This window comes from Methylobrevis albus (genome assembly GCF_015904235.1).
Classification (GTDB): Bacteria; Pseudomonadota; Alphaproteobacteria; order Rhizobiales; family Pleomorphomonadaceae; genus Methylobrevis_A; species Methylobrevis_A albus.
In genome coordinates, this window is sequence record NZ_JADZLT010000054.1 from 68,051 (window position 1) to 84,520 (window position 16,470).

Sequence of the window (16,470 nt, forward strand, 5' to 3'; positions counted from 1 at the left end):
CTTGATCGAGCGCATCATGTTCTTCGTCGTCGGAGCGCTCAGCGCGGGGATTCTCGCCCTGCTCGTGCTGCCGGCCTTTACCTGGCGTGCCGCCCGGCTCGCCCGGCGCGACGTCGAGGCCCGGCTGCCGATCTCGCTCACCGAATTTTCCGCCCAGAAGGACGCCCAGCGCGCCGTGTTCGCCGCGGAGGTCGCCCGGCTGGAGGTCCGCGCCGAAACCGCCGAGGAAAAGGGCCTCGGCCTCTCGCTGCAGATCGAGGCGCTGCAACGCGCCCGGGCCGCCGCCGAGGCCTCGCAGCGCGACGCCCAGATGCAGGCGGCCGAACTGCAGCAGAAGATCGCCGCCCTGCGCGCCGACCTCGCCACGCGCGACGAGGCGCTCGGGCGCGCCACCGCGGCGCTGCGCGAGGTGCGCTGGCGGCTCGCCGCCCCCGACGGCTCGGCGCTGCGGCCGGACATCGCCGCCGAACCCGCCTCCGAGGCCGCCGCCGACGACGTCGCCGCCGCGCTCGCCGCGCTGCGCCAGGGCATCGCCGCCGACGCGCCGCCGCCCCGCCGCGCGACGACGCTGCCGCCGACGGTGCACGGTCCCGCCGGTGGATTCGAGGTTGCGCACGCCCGCCCGACGCCGGTCGCCGACGCCTCGGCCATGCGCCCGAAGGCCGGGTCCGCCGCAGACGGTCCTCAGAAGAACGGTCAAGATACGCCCGCCGCGGCGCCCGACGCCGGCGACCCAGAGCACGACGAAGTGCTGGCCCGCGCACTCGCCGACATCCGCACCCTCACCGACGATCCGGATCATGCGCCGCAAGCGGACGACGGCGCGCCGGCGCCCGCCGACGCAGCGCCGCCGGCGGCGACCGACACGCGCCGGTTCGCCGGCATCGCCCGCCGGCTTCGCCCGGCCGCGGCGATGGACAAGGCCGAGGCGGCAACCGGCGATTCGTCCCCGTCCAACGCCTCCGCCGACGCCCGCGCAAAACACCCGGCGGTCTGACGCCGCCGCCGGGCCTTACTCCGCCGCCATGGCGGTGAACATCAGCTCGGCATTGTGGCGGATCATCGCGAGATAGGTCGGCGCCGGGCCGTCCGGCGGCGACAGCGCGTCGGAATAGAGCCGCCCGCCGATCACGACGCCGGTCTCCGAGGCGATCTGCTCGATCAGCCGCGGATCGGCGATGTTCTCGACGAACAGCGCCTTGGCGCCGGTCTCGCGGATCTGCCGGATCAGGTTGGCGACGTCGGCGGCCGACGCCTCCGCGTCGGTGGAAACGCCTTGCGGCGCGATCACCTTGATTCCGTAGGCGTCGGCGAAGTAGCCGAAGGCGTCGTGGCTGGTGATCACGATGCGGCGCGCCTCGGGGACCGCCGCGACCCGGGCCCGGATGTCGGCGTCCAGCGCCTCGATCTCGGCACGATAGGCCGCGGCATTCGCCTTGAAGCCATCGCAGTCGTCGTTGTCGATGGCGCAGAGGCCCTCGGCGATGTTGTCGGCGTAGATCGCGCCATTGGCGAGATTCTGCCAGCCGTGCGGGTCGAACGCGCCATGGTCGTGGCCGTGCTCTTCCGCCGCCGCCTCGCCTTCCGCCGCATGGTCGTGGTCGTGGTCGTGGCCGGCGGGCTCGGCGTCGTCATGGTCGTGGCCGGCGGGCTCGGCGTCGTCATGGTCATGGCCGGCATGCGCGGCCTCGCCCTCGGCCGCATGGTCGTGGTCGTGGCCCTCGGGCTCGGCCCCGCCGTGGTCGTCCTCTTCGTTCGGGATCTGGGTGATGCCGCTCGTCGCGACCGCGATCGGCACGTCGATGCCGGCCGCCTCGATCAGCCGCGGCAGCCAGCCCTCGAAGCCGAGGCCGTTGATGACGATGAGATCGGCGTCGGCGAGGCGCTTGGCGTCGGCCGGCGCCGGCTGGAACACGTGCGCGTCGCCGTCCGGACCGACCAGCGTCGTCACCGCGACCCGGTCGCCGCCGACGCGGCTCGCCATGTCGCCGAGGATCGAGAAGCTCGCGACAACGTTCAGCTTCTCGGCCGCCGCGGCCGGACCGGCCGCGAGGCACGCGGCGATCGCCAGCGGGGCGACCGACGCGAGGGTTCGTTGCAGCAAGGTCATTGTCTGCTCCTGTCAGCTTGGGGAATGTCGTCGTGCCGCCCGGAACCGGGCGGCGGCTCAGCCGGTACGGTGCGCGACCGGCAGCAGGCGTGGCAGCAGACCGCCGACCGCGCCGAAGAGGATCGAGGCGATGTGGATGGCGCCGGCGACGAGGATGATCGCCGGCCCCGACGGCAGGGCGAGGTGGTAGGAGAGCACCAGCCCGAGCCAGGCCGACACGGCGGCGATGCCCATCGCCACCAGCGCCATCATCGAGACCTCGCGCACCCAGAACCGCGCGCTCGCCGCCGGCAGCATCATGATGCCGACCGAGAGCAGCGTGCCGAGCGCCTGGAAGCCGGCGACGAGATTGAGCACCACCAGCACGATGAACACGGTGTGGATGGTGCCGCCCGTGCCGCTGACGACGCGCAGGAAGCCCGGGTCGACGCATTCGAGCACCAGCGGCCGCCAGATCAGCGCCAGCATCACCAGTGTCGCGGTCGCGACCCCGGCGATGAACACCAGCGCATCCGGGTTGAGCGCCAGCACCGTGCCGAACAGCACGTGCATCAGGTCGACCGACGAGCCGCGCAGCGAGACCAGCAGCACGCCGAGCGCCAGCGAGATCAGGTAGAACGAGGCGAGGCTGGCGTCCTCGCGCAGGATCGTGGTCCGCGTTACGAGGCCGGCGAGCAGCGCGACCAGCAGGCCGGCGGCGAGCCCGCCGAGCGTCATCGCCACGAGGTCGAGCCCGGCGACGAGGAAGCCGAAGGCGGCGCCCGGCAGGATGGCGTGCGCCATCGCGTCGCCCGACAGGCTCATCCGGCGCAGCAGCAGGAACACGCCGATCGGCGCGGCACCCACCGCCAGCGCGATCGAGCCGGCGAGCGCCCGCCGCATGAACAGGAAGTCGGCGAAGGGGCCGATGAAGATCTCGGTGAGGGTCACGACGCGCGCGCCCCGACCCGCACGGCGCGCTCCGCCGGCACCGTCCCGGCCGCGGCCGGCCCGTGGGCATGGTCGTGGCCGTCGTGGTGATGGTGATGGTGGTGATCGTGGCCGTGCTCCGCCGGGCGCCCCGCGCCGGGCGGATTCCCGTGCGGATGGACGTGCGGCTCCGCGCCGTGGTCGTCGCACAGCGGCGCGTGCTCGTCCCAGGCTTCCGGCATGCGGCGGGCGTCGTTGAGGTTCGCCGGCGCCAGCACCTCGCCGGTCGGCCCCCAGGCGACGACCCGGCGCGCGAGCAGGATCGATTCCGGGAACGACTGGCGCACCATCTCGAGGTCGTGCAGCACCGCCACCACCGTGCGTCCCTCGCCGTGCCAGCGCAGCACGAGGTCCATCAGGTCGCGGGCGGTGCGGCTGTCGATCGCGGTGAACGGCTCGTCGAGCAGGATCAGCGGGGCGTCCTGCAGCAACAGGCGCGCGAACAGCACCCGCTGCATCTGGCCGCCCGACAGCGTGTCGAGGCTGCGGCGCTCGAAGCCGGAGAGACCGACGGCCGCCAGCACATCGCTGACCTCCGCGGTGCGCGACCGGGCAAAGCCACCGAACAGGCCGCAGGACTTCCACAGCCCCATGGCGACGAAGTCGAACACCGGAATCGGGAAGCTGCGGTCGATCTCGGCCTGCTGCGGCAGATAGGCGACGTCGCGCGCCTTGATGCCCTCGAGCACGATGCGCCCGCCATAGGGCGGCAGCGCGCCGACGATCGCCTTCAGCAGCGTCGACTTGCCGGCGCCGTTCGGGCCGACCACGGCCATCAGCGCGCCGGGCTCGATGCGCCCGTCGATGTGGTGCACGGCGGGGTGGCGCTCATAGCCGATCGTGGCGTTTTCGAAGCGCACGCCGGCCGGACGGACCGGACGCGCCGAAGTGGCGTTGTGGAGTTTCATCGGGCCCCTCAAACCACCGGCAGGATCATCGCCCAGACGAGGGCGGAGAACAGCACGGCGGCGATCAGCCGGGCGCCGACGCTGAGGCGCAGCAGCGAAAACGGGGCGCGAAAGGCGGTGGCGGTCGCCGCCGGCCGCTGCGGGCCACCCGGCACGGGACCGCCGGAAGAGCGGCCGCGGGAACCACGGCGCACCGGACCGGGCTCGTCGGGCGCAGCACTGAAGGGATCGGACGGCATCCGCGGAACGTCTCCGGGCGGCACCTCGCCGCCCGGAGACTGTTATATAGTAACAGTGGCGCCGTCAACCGGGGACCTCGGCCTTTGCCCCCGTTACGCCGCGGCCGCGTACTGCCTGACCAGCCCGGCGAAGTCGGAAGCCGGGATCGCGGCGGCAAACTGCACCCCCGCCTCGCCTCCGTCGGCCCAGACCACGCTGCCGGGCACCATCCGCCTGTTCGGCAATTCGACTTCGATCGCCTGCCCGCCGACCGGCAGCGGCTGGATCCGCAGCCGGCAGCCGGCCATGCCGATGTCGACGAGCCGCCCGGCGATCCGGCGCCCGCCGACGACGACGGTCGCCGCGCAGTCGACCGAGGCACGCGGATCGGAGCGGCGGTCGGTGAGTTCGAGCAGCAGGCGTTCGACCTCGGCGTCGAGGCGCTGGGCCTGCCGGCTGAGGTCGCCGCTGAGCCGGCGCAGGTCCTCGGAGGCGACCTCCGTCTCGGCGGCGGCGCTCGGCAGGTCGGCGAGCACGCCGATCGCGGCCTGGGTCGCCTGCGTGGTGCGGTCGAGGTTGGAGGAAATCTCGCGCGTCGCCGCGTCCTGCTCCTCGACGGCCCCGGCGATCGAGGTGGCCGAGCCGGCGACATCGTCCATCGTCGCGGTGATGCCGTCGACGGAGGCGAGCATGTCGCGCGCCGCCTCGCGCACGTCGGCGATCTGGCGATCGATCTCGCCGGTCGCCTTGGCGGTCTGGCCGGCAAGCGACTTCACTTCCGAGGCGACGACGGCAAAGCCGCGTCCCGCCTCGCCGGCCCGCGCCGCCTCGATGGTGGCGTTGAGGGCGAGCAGGTTGGTCTGGGCCGCAATGTCGGAGATCAGGCTCGAGATCTCGCCGATGCGGTTCGACGTCTGCGACAGCTTGTCGGCGACCGCTTTCGCGCTGCGCGAGCGCTCCCGCGCCGTGTCGACGTCGGTGACGGACTTGCCGCTGCGCTCGGCGATCTCGCTGATCGAGGCGGAGAGTTCGGTCACGGCGGCGACCACGACCTGCACGTCGGCCGAGGCCGAATCGAGACCGGAGATCGCACCCGACAGGCCGGCGCGGGTGCGGCCGGCATTGGCGTTGACGGTGTCCACCGAGCGCTCGATGCCGGTGGCGAGTTCGCGCATCGCCTCGATCACCGTGCCGATCGAGGCACGGATCTTGTTGGCGATGCCGACCATCGCGCGCCGCTCGTTGGCGAGCAGTTCCTTCTTGCGCTCGTCGCTGTTGGCCTCGGCGATCTTCTCGATGGTCCGGTCGCGGAAATAGGCGACCGCCCGGGCGATCATGGCGATCTCGTCGCGGCCCTGCGCCTCGGCGATCTCGGTGTCGATGTCGCGGTCGCCGAGTTCCCGGATGCGCCGGTCGAGCCGGTTGATCGCCCCGACGATCGAGCGCGCCATCAGCACGGCGGCGCCGACGGCGAGCGCGGCGATGCCGAGCGAGACGCCGAGCATGGTCCAGAGCCGGGTCGAGAACTGGTCGACGCGCGCGCCGAGCAACTGCTCGAGTTCGCCGGCCGCGGCCGTCCAGTAGCCGTCGATCGCCGCCTGCACCTCGGCTTCCGCCGCCAGCATCGGCGCAAGGTCCGCGCCGGCGCCCTGGCCCAGCGCGGCGGTGTGGTCGGCCAGGAGCTGCATCAGCCGGTCCACCGCACCGGTGAGGCGCTCCGCCGGCCCGCCGATCGATTGCTGCACGCTGCCGCTGGCGTTGCTCTCGATGGCCGCCGCCGCCGAGGCGTCGATGCCGGCCTTGATCGCCACGACCTGGCCGATCGTGACCGCGACCTCGAGCCGCTGATCGTCCGTCACCGCGGTCGCCGTGACGGCCGAAGCCATCTTCTGCCGCGCGTCCGCGACCTGGATCGCGAGATCACGCAACTTCAGCAGCATGAGGTCCATGACGTAGTAGCTGTCGAGATCGGGATCGAGGATCAGGTTGGACTGGTCGCCGGCCCGGTTGAAGAGACCGCGCAGCGCCTCTGCCGCCGCCAGCGTCGGCGTCGCCCCGGAGCGGGCAGCGTCCAGCGCCGTCGCCGCCGCGGCGGCGGCCTCCACCGCGTTGAGGTCGGCCGCATGGGCGGCGTTTGCCGCCGCCAGCTCGGTAGCCTGCGGCAGGTCGGCGCTCGTCCGCGCCTGCACGGTCGCACTCAGCGTCGGCCAGAGCGCCTCGAGATAGACGACGCCGAGGCGCTCTCGGTCTGCAAAGGCAATATCCTTGCGGCTCTGCTGCACGAACAGGGCGGCGAGGATGACGATGGGAATGAAGAGAAGGCCGACGATCAGAAACAGCTTGGCGCGGATGGTCAGCATGATGAATGCAGAACTCGTGTTGATTGAGCGGGCGGGAACGCCACCGATCAGCGGATACGAAAAGGAAGGAAGACTGGTTGCGGAGGCAGCCGTCAGGGAACCAAGTTTCACCGCACTCAGTTAAAAAAACTTGCTGTTAATAGCGTAGTGCCCGTAAGTATTTTTACCATCGAGATCAGAAAAGACAACTTGCGGACTTGGCGCATCGGCACGGCGCCCGCACCGGCTGCAAGCTCATCGCCGATCGGGTCGGATCGAAGGCGCCGGCACCGCCGCTGCGCGGGCAGGGACCGGCGTGTGTTCAGGCGTCGCGCAGCACGTCGCCGAGATCGATCGACTTCGCCGGACGTTCGGTGAGGTCGAGGCCGTCGAGGATGTCGAGCAGGTGGGCGCGCATGCGCGCCCCGGCGAGGTCGGGCTCGCCGCGGGCGAGCGCATCGACCAGTTCCTCATGCGCATGACTGCCGCAGATCGCGTCGCGCCGGCGCCAGTAGAGCGCGACGATCAGCGAGGACCGCGAGACCAGTTCGCGCACGAAGCCCGCCAGCGCCCGCTGCCCGGTCGCCTCGGCGATGTGGACGTGAAACAGGCCGGACAGCAGGATCGCGCGCTGCTGCAGGCCGGCGTCGAGCGCCGCGTGCTCATCGGCGAGGTGCTGGCGCAGCGCCGCGATGTCGGCCGCGGTGATGCAGCGCGCCGCCCGCTCGGCGAGTTGCACCTCGACCAGCAGGCGCGCGTCGAACACGTCGCGCGCGTCGGCGACGGACGGGCTGGCGACGAAGGCGCCGCGGTTCGGCTCGATGGTGAGGACGCCGTCGTGCGCCAGCGCCTCGAGCGCCGAGCGGACGATGGTGCGGCTCGCGCCGTAGATCGATCCGAGGTCGTCCTCGGGCAGCCGGGTCGCCGGCGGCAGCCGGTTGGCGAGGATGGCGTCGAGCAGCGCCGAATAGATGGCGCGCACGCGCGGACTGCGCAGCCCGGCACCGGCGCGTCCGCCGAAGGTGCCGGCCGCATCCCGCCCCGCCGCCGCCATGGTTGCGGCGTCGAGCGTCGCAATCCCGTCCGCGATACCGCCCACGTCCGCCCCCCTGCCCTCGCCGATCCGCCCGGTTGCCAAAGTTCGCCGCCGCGCCGGAAAGTCCCCGCCGACACCGGCGCCAGACCCTAGAGCAAGGACCGCCCGTCGCGGAAGCCCCGCGACGCCACCGTCCCGCATTGCCGAACCTAACAGCCCGTCCGCTGCGACCCGACGTCAAATCGTATACAATCTTTGCGCTTGATCGTGTGCAATTGCCTGTTTGCTCGGCATCGCGGCGCCCCACTCGCGGCCCGGCCGTCGGCGAGAAAAGCATCCCGGTCTGCAGATGATTGATTCCAAAGATCCTTATTGCCGAGCATCCGCTTGGCACGGCGATTGCGATCCCCTGTTCGCCGCCGGACGAGACCCCGGCGACGCTCAGTCGGTCGGAGGAGCTTCATGTCGCGCGGCGCGGACCTCGAACTCGTCAACGTCACCAAGAGCTACAGCGGCACCATCGCCGTCGACGCGATCTCGCTGCGCATCAAGGCCGGCACCTACTGCTGCCTGCTCGGACCGTCCGGCTGCGGCAAGAGCTCCACCCTGCGCATGATCGCCGGTCACGAGGACATCTCGGGCGGCGACATCGTCATCGGCGCCCGCGCCGTCAATGGCGAGCCGCCGGTGAAGCGCGGCACCGCGATGATGTTCCAGAGCTACGCGCTGTTCCCGCATCTCTCGGTGCGCGACAACGTCGCCTTCTCGCTGAAGATGCGCGGCGTTGGCAAGGCCGATCGCTACGCGAAGGCCGACGCCCTGCTCCGCCTCGTCGCCATGGACCGCTACGCCGACCGCCTGCCCGCCCAGCTCTCCGGCGGCCAGCAGCAGCGCGTGGCGCTCGCCCGCTCGCTGATCACCGATCCGGTGATCCTGCTGCTCGACGAGCCGCTGTCGGCGCTCGACCCGTTCCTGCGCATCAAGATGCGCGCCGAGCTCAAGCGCTTCCAGCGCGAGCTCGGAATCACCTTCATCCACGTCACCCACGGCCAGGAAGAGGCGATGGCCCTCGCCGATCTCGCCGTGGTGATGAACAACGGCCGGATCGAGCAGGCGGGCAGCCCGCAGGAGATCTTCGACCGGCCGGCGACCGAGTTCGTCGCGCGGTTCATGGGCGGCCACAACGTCATCGACCTCGCCGGCAAGCGCGTCACCGTGCGCGCCGACAAGGTGAGCTTCGCGCCCGGCGGCGAATCCGCCGGAGCCGAGCACGTCCGCACCGGCACCGTCACCGCCGTCGAATACCAGGGCTACAGCGTGGTCGTGACCCTCGACGCCGCCGGCGGCGAGCTCACCGCCATCGTGCCCGAACGCCAGTTCTTCGCCCGCCCGGTCGAGCCGGGCGCCGCGGCCGCCATCGGCTGGAACGCTGCAGACATCCACGAGCTCAGCCCGACCGCCTGATGTCCCGCGCCTTTGACGGCGCGATCGAAGAAGAGGGGAGAGGACCAATGACCGACACCACCACCACGACCACCGGCACGGCCGGCGTCAGTCGCCGCACGCTGCTCAAGGGCGCCGCCGCCACCGCGGGCCTCGCCGCCGGCTCCGGCATGATCACCGGCTTCCCGGCGATCATCGCGTCCGAAGGCGTCACGCTGCGCTACCTCGGCACCGCCGTGAACCAGTCCGCCGACATCGCAAAGAAGGCGAAGGAAGACCTCGGCATCACCATCGAGTACGTGCCGGTCACCACCGACGAGGTGACGAAGCGCATCGTGACCCAGCCGAACTCCTTCGACATCGTCGACAGCGAGTATTTCAGCCTGAAGAAGCTGATGCCGTCGGGCAACCTGATGGGCATGGACTCGACCAAGATCAAGCTCGCCGACAAGATCACCCCGGTGTTCACCAAGGGCGAGATCGCCGGCAAGCAGATCGGCGACCAGGGCACCGCGCCGAAGAAGGTGTTCTACCTGCCCGACCAGTTCGCGACCGAGTTCTCCGCCGAGCCGACGCAGTGGATCACCCTGATCCCGACCGTCTACAACGCCGACACCCTCGGCATCCGCCCCGACCTGATCGGCCGTCCGATCGAGAGCTGGGCCGAGTTGCTCAACCCCGAGTTCAAGGGCAAGGCCTCGATCCTCAACATCCCGTCGATCGGCATCATGGACGCCGCGATGGTCGTCGAGGCGATGGGCGAGTACAAGTACCCCGACAAGGGGAACATGACGCGCGAAGAGATCGACCTCACCATGAAGGTGCTGACCGAGGCGAAGCAGTCGGGTCAGTTCCGCGCCTTCTGGTCGGACTTCAACGAGAGCGTCAACCTGATGTCCTCGGGCGAGACCGTGATCCAGTCGATGTGGTCGCCGGCCGTCACCGCCGTGCGCTCCAAGGGCATCGCCTGCACCTTCCAGCCGCTGAAGGAGGGCTACCGCTCCTGGGCCTCCGGCTTCGGCCTGCCGAAGACCCTCGAGGGCAAGACCCTCGACGGCGCCTACGAGTTCATCAACTGGTTCCTCTCCGGCTGGGCCGGCGCCTACCTCAACCGCCAGGGCTACTACTCGGCCGTCCTCGAGACCGCCAAGGAGAACATGGAACCCTACGAGTGGGCCTACTGGATGGAAGGCAAGCCGGCCGAGAAGGACATCCTCGCCCCGGACGGCACCCTGCTCGAGAAGGCCGGCGCCGTGCGCGACGGCGGCTCCTACGAGGACCGCATGGGCTCGGTCGCCTGCTGGAACGCGGTGATGGACGAGAACAACTACATGGTCCGCAAGTGGAACGAGTTCATCGCGGCCTGATCGCGCGGAACCCGGCCGGCCCGCACCCGTGCGGCCGGCCCCTGCGGCCCGCGCCACGCTCGTCTCCCGAAGGCAGCGCCGCGCATGATTCCGGCCGGACCGCACCCGCGGTCCGGCCCCCTTCCACCTAGCCCGATCGACCACCCGAGAGGCCCGAGATGGCGGCTCCCGCGCTGACCACGTCGAAATACGCGCCCTACTGGCAGGCCGCGCCGATCGCGCTCATTTTCGCGGCGTTCTTCCTGATCCCGCTGGCCGCCACGGTTGTCGTGAGCTTCTGGGAATACACCGAATATTCAATCGAACCGGCCTTCGTCAGCCAGAACTATCTCGACGTGTTCGACGGCTGCTTTGCGGACCTGCCGAACCTCTGCGTCACCTTCAAGACCTATCTCTCGACGCTGAAATTCTGCCTGATCGTCTGGGCGATCACGCTGGTGGTCGGCTTCACCACCTCCTATTTCCTCGCCTTCCACATCAAGAGCCTGACGGTGCAGATGGCGCTGTTCATGGTCTGCACGATTCCGTTCTGGACCTCGAACGTGATCCGCATGATCTCGTGGATCCCGCTGCTCGGCCGCAACGGCTTGCTCAACGATTTTCTGCTCTCGACCGGCCTCGTCACAGAGCGTCAGGACTGGTTCCTCTACTCCGACTTTTCCGTCGGCCTCGCCTTCGTGCACCTGTTCACGCCGTTCATGGCGGTGCCGATCTTCAATTCGATGATGCGCATCGACAAGGCGCTCGTCGAGGCCGCCTACGACGGCGGCGCCTCGACCTGGCAGACGCTGTGGAACGTCATCATCCCGCTCTGCAAGCCCGGCATCGCCATCGGCTCGATCTTCGTCATCACCATCGTCATGGGTGACTACATCACCATCGGCGTGATGGGCGGCCAGCAGATCGCCTCGATCGGCAAGGTGATCCAGGTGCAGATGAACTACCTGCAGTTCCCGATCGCCGCCGCCAACGCCGTGGTGCTGTTGATCCTCGTGCTGATGATCATCTTCGCGATGACCAAGCTCGTCGACATCCGCAAGGAGCTCTGAGCCATGCATTCCGAAAAGCGCGGCCCCGCCTTCTGGTTTCTCGCGGGCTTCTTCGGGCTCTACGTGCTGTTTCTCTACGGCCCGATGATCACCATCGTCGTGCTGTCGTTTCAGGGACCGCAGGGCGGCCTGACCTTCCCGATGAACGGCGTCTCGCTGTTCTGGTTCGAGAAGCTGTTCGCCGGGGTCGGCGTCGTCGACATCTGGACCGCCTTCGGCCGCTCGTTCCGGCTCGGGCTGATCGTCTGCATCCTCACCGTGGTGATCTCGGTGATGGCGGGCCTCGCCTTCCGGCGCAAGTTCCGCGGTGCCGGGCTGCTGTTCTACGTCGCCATCGCCAGCCTGATCGTGCCCTCGATCGTCGTGTCGCTCGGCATCGGCCTCGAGTTCCGCATCCTCGACGACGTGATCAAGAGCCTCGGCAACGCCCTCGGCATCGAGGCGATCCAGCGTGGCTACACCACCGGCATGGGCATCTTCACCTCGGGCCTCGGCGCCCACCTCACCTGGACCCTGCCCTTCGGCCTGCTGATCATGTTCGCGATCTTCAACCGCTTCAATCCGAGCTACGAGGAAGCGGCGCGCGACCTCGGCGCGACGCCGTGGCAGACCTTCCGCCACGTCGTGCTGCCGATCATCGCGCCGTCGCTGATCGGCGTCGGCCTGTTCGGCTTCACGCTGTCCTGGGACGAACTCGCCCGCTCCTCGCAGGCGATGGGCGCCCAGAACACGCTGCCGATGTCGCTGCAGGGCCTCACCACCACGGTGACGACGCCCGAGATCTACGCCCTCGGCACGCTGACGACGGCGATCTCCTTCTCCGTCATCGCGATATGCTTCGCCGCCGCGATCCTCGTGCAGAAGCGCCGCGCCCGCCGCGGGTCCGATGCCGGCAAGGGGGTGGTGTGAGCGACCTTGGCCCCGGCACCGGCCCGCTCGCGATCGGTCCGGCGACGCCCGAAGAAGCGCGCCTGATCGTCGCCTGGGCCGCGACGGAGGGCTGGAATCCCGGCCTTTCGGACATGGAGGCCTTCTACGGCTTCGATCCCGAAGGCTTCCTCGTCGCCCGGCTCGGCGCGGAAATGGCGGCCTGCATCAGCGTGGTCGCCTACCCGTCCGGCTTCGGCTTCCTCGGCTTCTACATCTGCCGGCCGGACCTTCGCGGCCGCGGCATCGGCAAGGCGTTGTGGGACGCCGCCCTCGCCCGCCGGCCGCTCGCCAGCATCGGCCTCGACGGCGTCGTCGCGCAGCAGGCGAACTATGCCCGCGCCGGCTTCGTGTTCGCCCACCGCAACGTGCGCTACGGCGGCCGCGTTGCACCGCCGTCCGCCCGTGATCCGCAGATCGAGGACATCGCCCCGGGCTCCCCGCTCGCCGCCGCCGTCGCCGCCTATGACGCCGGCGTCTACCCGATCGGCCGGGCGGATTTCGTCCGGCGCTGGATCGCCGCCCCCGGGCAGCACGCCGTGGCACTGCTCGGGGGAGACGCCGTGCGCGGCTGGGGCGCGATCCGGCCCTCCACCGACGGCATGAAGATCGGCCCGCTGTTCGCCGACGATGCCGCCGGCGCCGCAGCGATCTTCGCGGCGCTCGCCGTGGTGGCGGACGGGCGCCCGCTGTTCGTCGATCCGCCCGCGGTCAACGCCGCGGCGGTCGCCCTCGCCGAAGCGCACGGCCTCGTCCCGGTCTTCGAGACGGCGCGGATGTACCGCGGACCGGCGCCGGCGCTCGATCTCGCCCGCGTCTTCGGCATCACCTCCTTCGAACTCGGCTGACATGCGCATTCATCTCGTCAATCCGAACACCACCGTTTCGATGACCGAGAAGGCCGCCTTCGCGGCCCGGGCGGTCGCCGCCCCCGGCACCGCGATCCTCGCGCGCACCTCCGCGAACGGCCCGGCCTCGATCGAGGGCGCCTACGACGGCGCCGTCGCCGTGCCGGGCATGCTGGTGGAGATCGCCGCCGCCGACGCGGAGGGGGTCGACGGCCACGTCATCGCCTGTTTCGACGACACCGGCCTCGACGCGGCGCGCGCCCTGTCGGCGCGCCCGGTGATCGGCATCGGCGAGGCGGCGTTCCACGTCGCGAGCCTCGTCGCCGAGCGCTTCGCCGTCGTCACCACGCTGTCGCGCTCGATCCCGGTGATCGAGCGCAACCTCGCCGTCTACGGCCTCGCCGCCCGCTGCGCCCGGGTGCGCGCCTCCGACGTGCCGGTGCTGGCGCTGGAAGAGCCGGGGTCGGGCGCGCGCGACCTGATCGCCGCCGAGATCCGCGCCGCCCTCGACACCGACCGCGCCGAGGCGATCGTGCTCGGCTGCGCCGGCATGGCCGATCTCGCCCACAGCCTGTCGCTGGAATTTGGCGTGCCGGTCGTGGAAGGCGTCGCCGCGGCGGTGAAACTCGCCGAACTGCTCGCCGGCCTCGGCCTCGTCACGGCAAAGACCGGCCTCTACGCACCGCCGCTGCCGAAGCTCTACGCCGGCACGATGGCGTCGCTGGCGCCGCGGGGGTGAGCGGGAGGGGTGCCACAGGGATGTCAGGGGAGAGCTTGGGCCTCGTGCCAGCTTCTACAGGTTGATTGGGGAGGATGTTTCTCCGCGTTGCCCTTCGCGGGCACGATGTGGAGCTTCAGCCCGCCGGGCTTCGGTTCCAACGAACGCCCTCGCGATCGTCATCGCCGGGCTTGACCCGGCGACCCAATGGCCGTGCGGCATCGTTTGGTCCAAGAGATTGATCGCTCGGAATAATTCCATCGCCAGCGCCATCCCGTTCCGGACAGCGAGTGGGTCACCGGCTCAAGGCCGGTGATGACGGAAGCGAGGCTGAGAAATCCAACGTCCGCCCAAACTTGCCGAACCGGACAGCCGTGTCCTGTGCGGACCATGACGAGTGGGGGGTAGCGCTTGGCCAACGGTCGAAAGCAGTTCCAGCCGATCGATCGGACCGACGCCCTCGGATCGTCCAGCCGCTCACTGCCCCCAGGCGGCCATCGCCTGTTCGAAGGCGCGGCGGCCGGGCGTGCCCTTTTCGAAGGTCAGGATGGCGCGGCGGCGGTCGGCATAGCGGATCGGCACGTCGATCCACTCGCGCTCCTTGAGCAGCGACAGATTGCGCTCGAGGTCGCGTTCGGTCGACGACAGCGCGAGCCAGAACAGGTTTTCCGACACCGGCGCCACGGCCCCGACCAGCGGATCCCCGCGCGCGTCCTCGGTCTGCTTCATGATCAGGCCCGGCGTCGCGCCGATCGCGCGGCCGGTGAAGCTCGGCTCGACGGTGAAGGCGAGGTCGACGAGATGGCTCGCCGGCAGCGCCGCGTCGGCGTTCTTGCGGATCGTCAGGGCGAGCCGCAGGCCGCGTTCGGGGATCGACACCTCGGCCCGGATCGTCGGCTCCGCCGCGCCGCCGGCGGCGGGGGGCGTATCGACGAAGGTCCAGATCGCCTCGCCCTCGAGCCGCGTTCCCTCGGAGCCCGCGACCGGCTCCTCGTAGAGGATCGAGCGCTGCGCGACGATCACCGCCGGCTGCGTCTCGGAGCCCGGCGCGGCATCGGGAACGGCCGGCGCCGCGGCACCGGCCGTCGCCGTATTGCCGGTCGCCGGCGCCTCGGTGGAGCCGTCCGCCGGCGGCGGCGCGGTTTCGGGGGGCGGCGTCTCGGGCGCGGCGGCCGGCGGCGGCTCGGGCGCGGCCGGTTCCGGCGTCGCGGGGGCCGGCGTCGCGGGGGCCGGCGTCGCGGCCTCCGGCGTCGCGGGCGGCGCCGTGCTCTCGCCGGTCAGGCTGTCCTCGTCGAGCGGCGGGGTGACGCGAAGGGTCGGCACGGCGCGCGCATCGGGCGCGACGGCGGGCGGCACGCCCTCCTGCGGCAGGCGGTCGGTGATCTTCGGCTCGAGCCCGTTCTCCGCGGCCGGCGGCGCCGTGTCCGGCGGCGTTGCGGCGTCGGTCTCGGGCGCGGTGGCCACCGGCTGGCGGGCAATGCCGAGCACGTCCGGCACGAGGCCGGCCTGCATGCCGGCGACCGCGCCGATCGCCGCCGCTATCAGCAGCGCCAGCACGGCGAACACCGCGACACGCCGGCCGCGCCCGCTGCGTCCACTGGGCTCCGGCGGCTCCGGCGGCCGCTGGCGGCGCGCAGTATCCGGCGCCGCGCGAACGGTGTCGGGGGCGGCGCTCTCAGCGGTGGCGACACTCGTCGCCGCACCCAGTACCGGTTCGGTCCGGACCGGCTCGGCCGGGCGACGATCGCTCTTCGCAGCCTCGGGCTTGGCCACGTCGGGCTTTGCCGTCTCGGGACGCGCCGGCTTGGCGGTCTCGGCGGGCGTCAGCTTAGGCTCGATGCGCTCGGCCGGCACCGGCTCGGAGGTCTCGTCGAGCTTGTCGCGCATGGCGCGCACCGCCGTCGCGGCGGCGCCGCCGATCGAGGCGGTTTCCTGCCGCATGCGGTCGAGCACGGCCTTGCCGCCCTCGCCGTCGGCAGAGGCGGCGGGACGCGGCGGCGCCACCGGCGGCGCGGATTTCGCCGGCTCGGCTTTCGCCGGTTCGGCGCGCGGTGCCTCGGCCTTGGCAGCCTCGGGCCTGGTGGGTTCGGGTCTGGCGGGTTCGGGCCGCGACGGCGCTGCCTTCGGCGGCTCGGGGCGCGGTTCGGCCGGCGCCGGGGGCGGCGGCGTCTCGGGCGTCAGCCCGAAGGCGGCGCCCGCGACTTCGCTCTCGACGCGGCGGATCGATTCCTCGAGCGCCAGTCGCTGGTCGGTGATCTGGGCCGGCGACAGCGGCGGGTCATAGGCCTGCAGCTGACGCACCAGCGCGGATCGCGCCCGTTCGTAGACCGCGCGCCGCGCCTCGCCGGTGTTCGACGGCAGCGCTCCGATCGCGCGCTTCAGTACGGGATAGAAATCCGCCATGCGGCCAGCCTCGGCTCCTCAACCCTCTCGAGCAGACGACCGCCCCGGCCTTCCGCCGATCAACCTGCCGGTGGTCGGCCGCGACTTCGCTCGCGCCGAACATTGCAGCCCATCGTAGACAAAGCAACGACCTG

The 16,470-nt window shown here is 70.9% G+C and carries 14 protein-coding genes; 7 read left to right on the top strand and 7 right to left on the bottom strand.

Annotated elements, in window-relative coordinates; genetic code table 11:
- Position 1: 1 nt before the first annotated feature.
- Positions 2-997 (top strand): hypothetical protein, encoded by a 996-nt coding sequence (locus tag I5731_RS15975; protein WP_197312412.1) that lies wholly within the window; start codon positions 2-4, stop codon positions 995-997.
- Between the two features lie 15 nt (positions 998-1,012).
- Here the strand turns inward: I5731_RS15975 and I5731_RS15980 are convergent, their stop codons facing one another.
- From I5731_RS15980 to I5731_RS16005, 6 genes are all read right to left on the bottom strand, one after another.
- Complete coding sequence (locus I5731_RS15980; RefSeq protein WP_197312413.1) at positions 1,013-2,110, bottom strand: metal ABC transporter solute-binding protein, Zn/Mn family; 1,098 nt, start codon at positions 2,108-2,110, stop codon at positions 1,013-1,015.
- Positions 2,111-2,167: 57 nt separating this feature from the next.
- Positions 2,168-2,992, bottom strand: coding sequence for a metal ABC transporter permease (locus tag I5731_RS15985; protein WP_197312562.1), 825 nt, complete (start codon positions 2,990-2,992; stop codon positions 2,168-2,170).
- A 44-nt stretch (positions 2,993-3,036) separates the two neighbouring features.
- Positions 3,037-3,987: a metal ABC transporter ATP-binding protein gene (locus tag I5731_RS15990; RefSeq protein ID WP_197312414.1), complete on the bottom strand. Its 951-nt coding sequence runs from the start codon at positions 3,985-3,987 to the stop codon at positions 3,037-3,039.
- 8 nt (positions 3,988-3,995) lie between these two features.
- The gene (locus tag I5731_RS15995; RefSeq protein WP_197312415.1) at positions 3,996-4,226 is read right to left on the bottom strand and encodes a hypothetical protein; all 231 of its coding nucleotides are present in this window, start codon (positions 4,224-4,226) and stop codon (positions 3,996-3,998) included.
- Between the two features lie 93 nt (positions 4,227-4,319).
- Positions 4,320-6,566 (bottom strand): methyl-accepting chemotaxis protein, encoded by a 2,247-nt coding sequence (locus I5731_RS16000; RefSeq protein ID WP_197312416.1) that lies wholly within the window; start codon positions 6,564-6,566, stop codon positions 4,320-4,322.
- Positions 6,567-6,867: 301 nt separating this feature from the next.
- Positions 6,868-7,644, bottom strand: coding sequence for a GntR family transcriptional regulator (locus I5731_RS16005; protein ID WP_328838987.1), 777 nt, complete (start codon positions 7,642-7,644; stop codon positions 6,868-6,870).
- Between the two features lie 399 nt (positions 7,645-8,043).
- Here I5731_RS16005 and I5731_RS16010 point away from each other — a divergent pair, with 399 nt between their 5' ends.
- From I5731_RS16010 to I5731_RS16035, 6 genes are all read left to right on the top strand, one after another.
- The gene (locus tag I5731_RS16010; protein ID WP_197312417.1) at positions 8,044-9,045 is read left to right on the top strand and encodes an ABC transporter ATP-binding protein; all 1,002 of its coding nucleotides are present in this window, start codon (positions 8,044-8,046) and stop codon (positions 9,043-9,045) included.
- A 47-nt stretch (positions 9,046-9,092) separates the two neighbouring features.
- Complete coding sequence (locus I5731_RS16015) at positions 9,093-10,391, top strand: ABC transporter substrate-binding protein (RefSeq protein WP_197312418.1); 1,299 nt, start codon at positions 9,093-9,095, stop codon at positions 10,389-10,391.
- A gap of 158 nt (positions 10,392-10,549) precedes the next feature.
- Positions 10,550-11,440, top strand: a complete 891-nt coding sequence (locus tag I5731_RS16020; protein ID WP_197312419.1) for an ABC transporter permease — start codon at positions 10,550-10,552, stop codon at positions 11,438-11,440.
- Positions 11,441-11,443: 3 nt separating this feature from the next.
- Positions 11,444-12,349 carry an ABC transporter permease gene (locus I5731_RS16025; protein WP_197312420.1) on the top strand — a complete coding sequence of 302 codons (906 nt, stop codon included), beginning with the start codon at positions 11,444-11,446 and terminating at the stop codon, positions 12,347-12,349.
- A complete protein-coding gene (locus tag I5731_RS16030; protein WP_328838991.1) occupies positions 12,346-13,215 on the top strand; it encodes a GNAT family N-acetyltransferase in 870 nt (289 codons plus the stop codon). The genes I5731_RS16025 and I5731_RS16030 overlap by 4 nt, the downstream gene beginning before the upstream one ends.
- Before the next feature lies 1 nt (position 13,216).
- A complete protein-coding gene (locus tag I5731_RS16035; RefSeq protein WP_197312422.1) occupies positions 13,217-13,954 on the top strand; it encodes an aspartate/glutamate racemase family protein in 738 nt (245 codons plus the stop codon).
- Between the two features lie 456 nt (positions 13,955-14,410).
- On the opposite strand, the gene I5731_RS16040 is transcribed toward I5731_RS16035, so the two are convergent.
- A complete protein-coding gene (locus I5731_RS16040; protein WP_197312423.1) occupies positions 14,411-16,336 on the bottom strand; it encodes a hypothetical protein in 1,926 nt (641 codons plus the stop codon).
- Positions 16,337-16,470 lie beyond the last annotated feature (134 nt).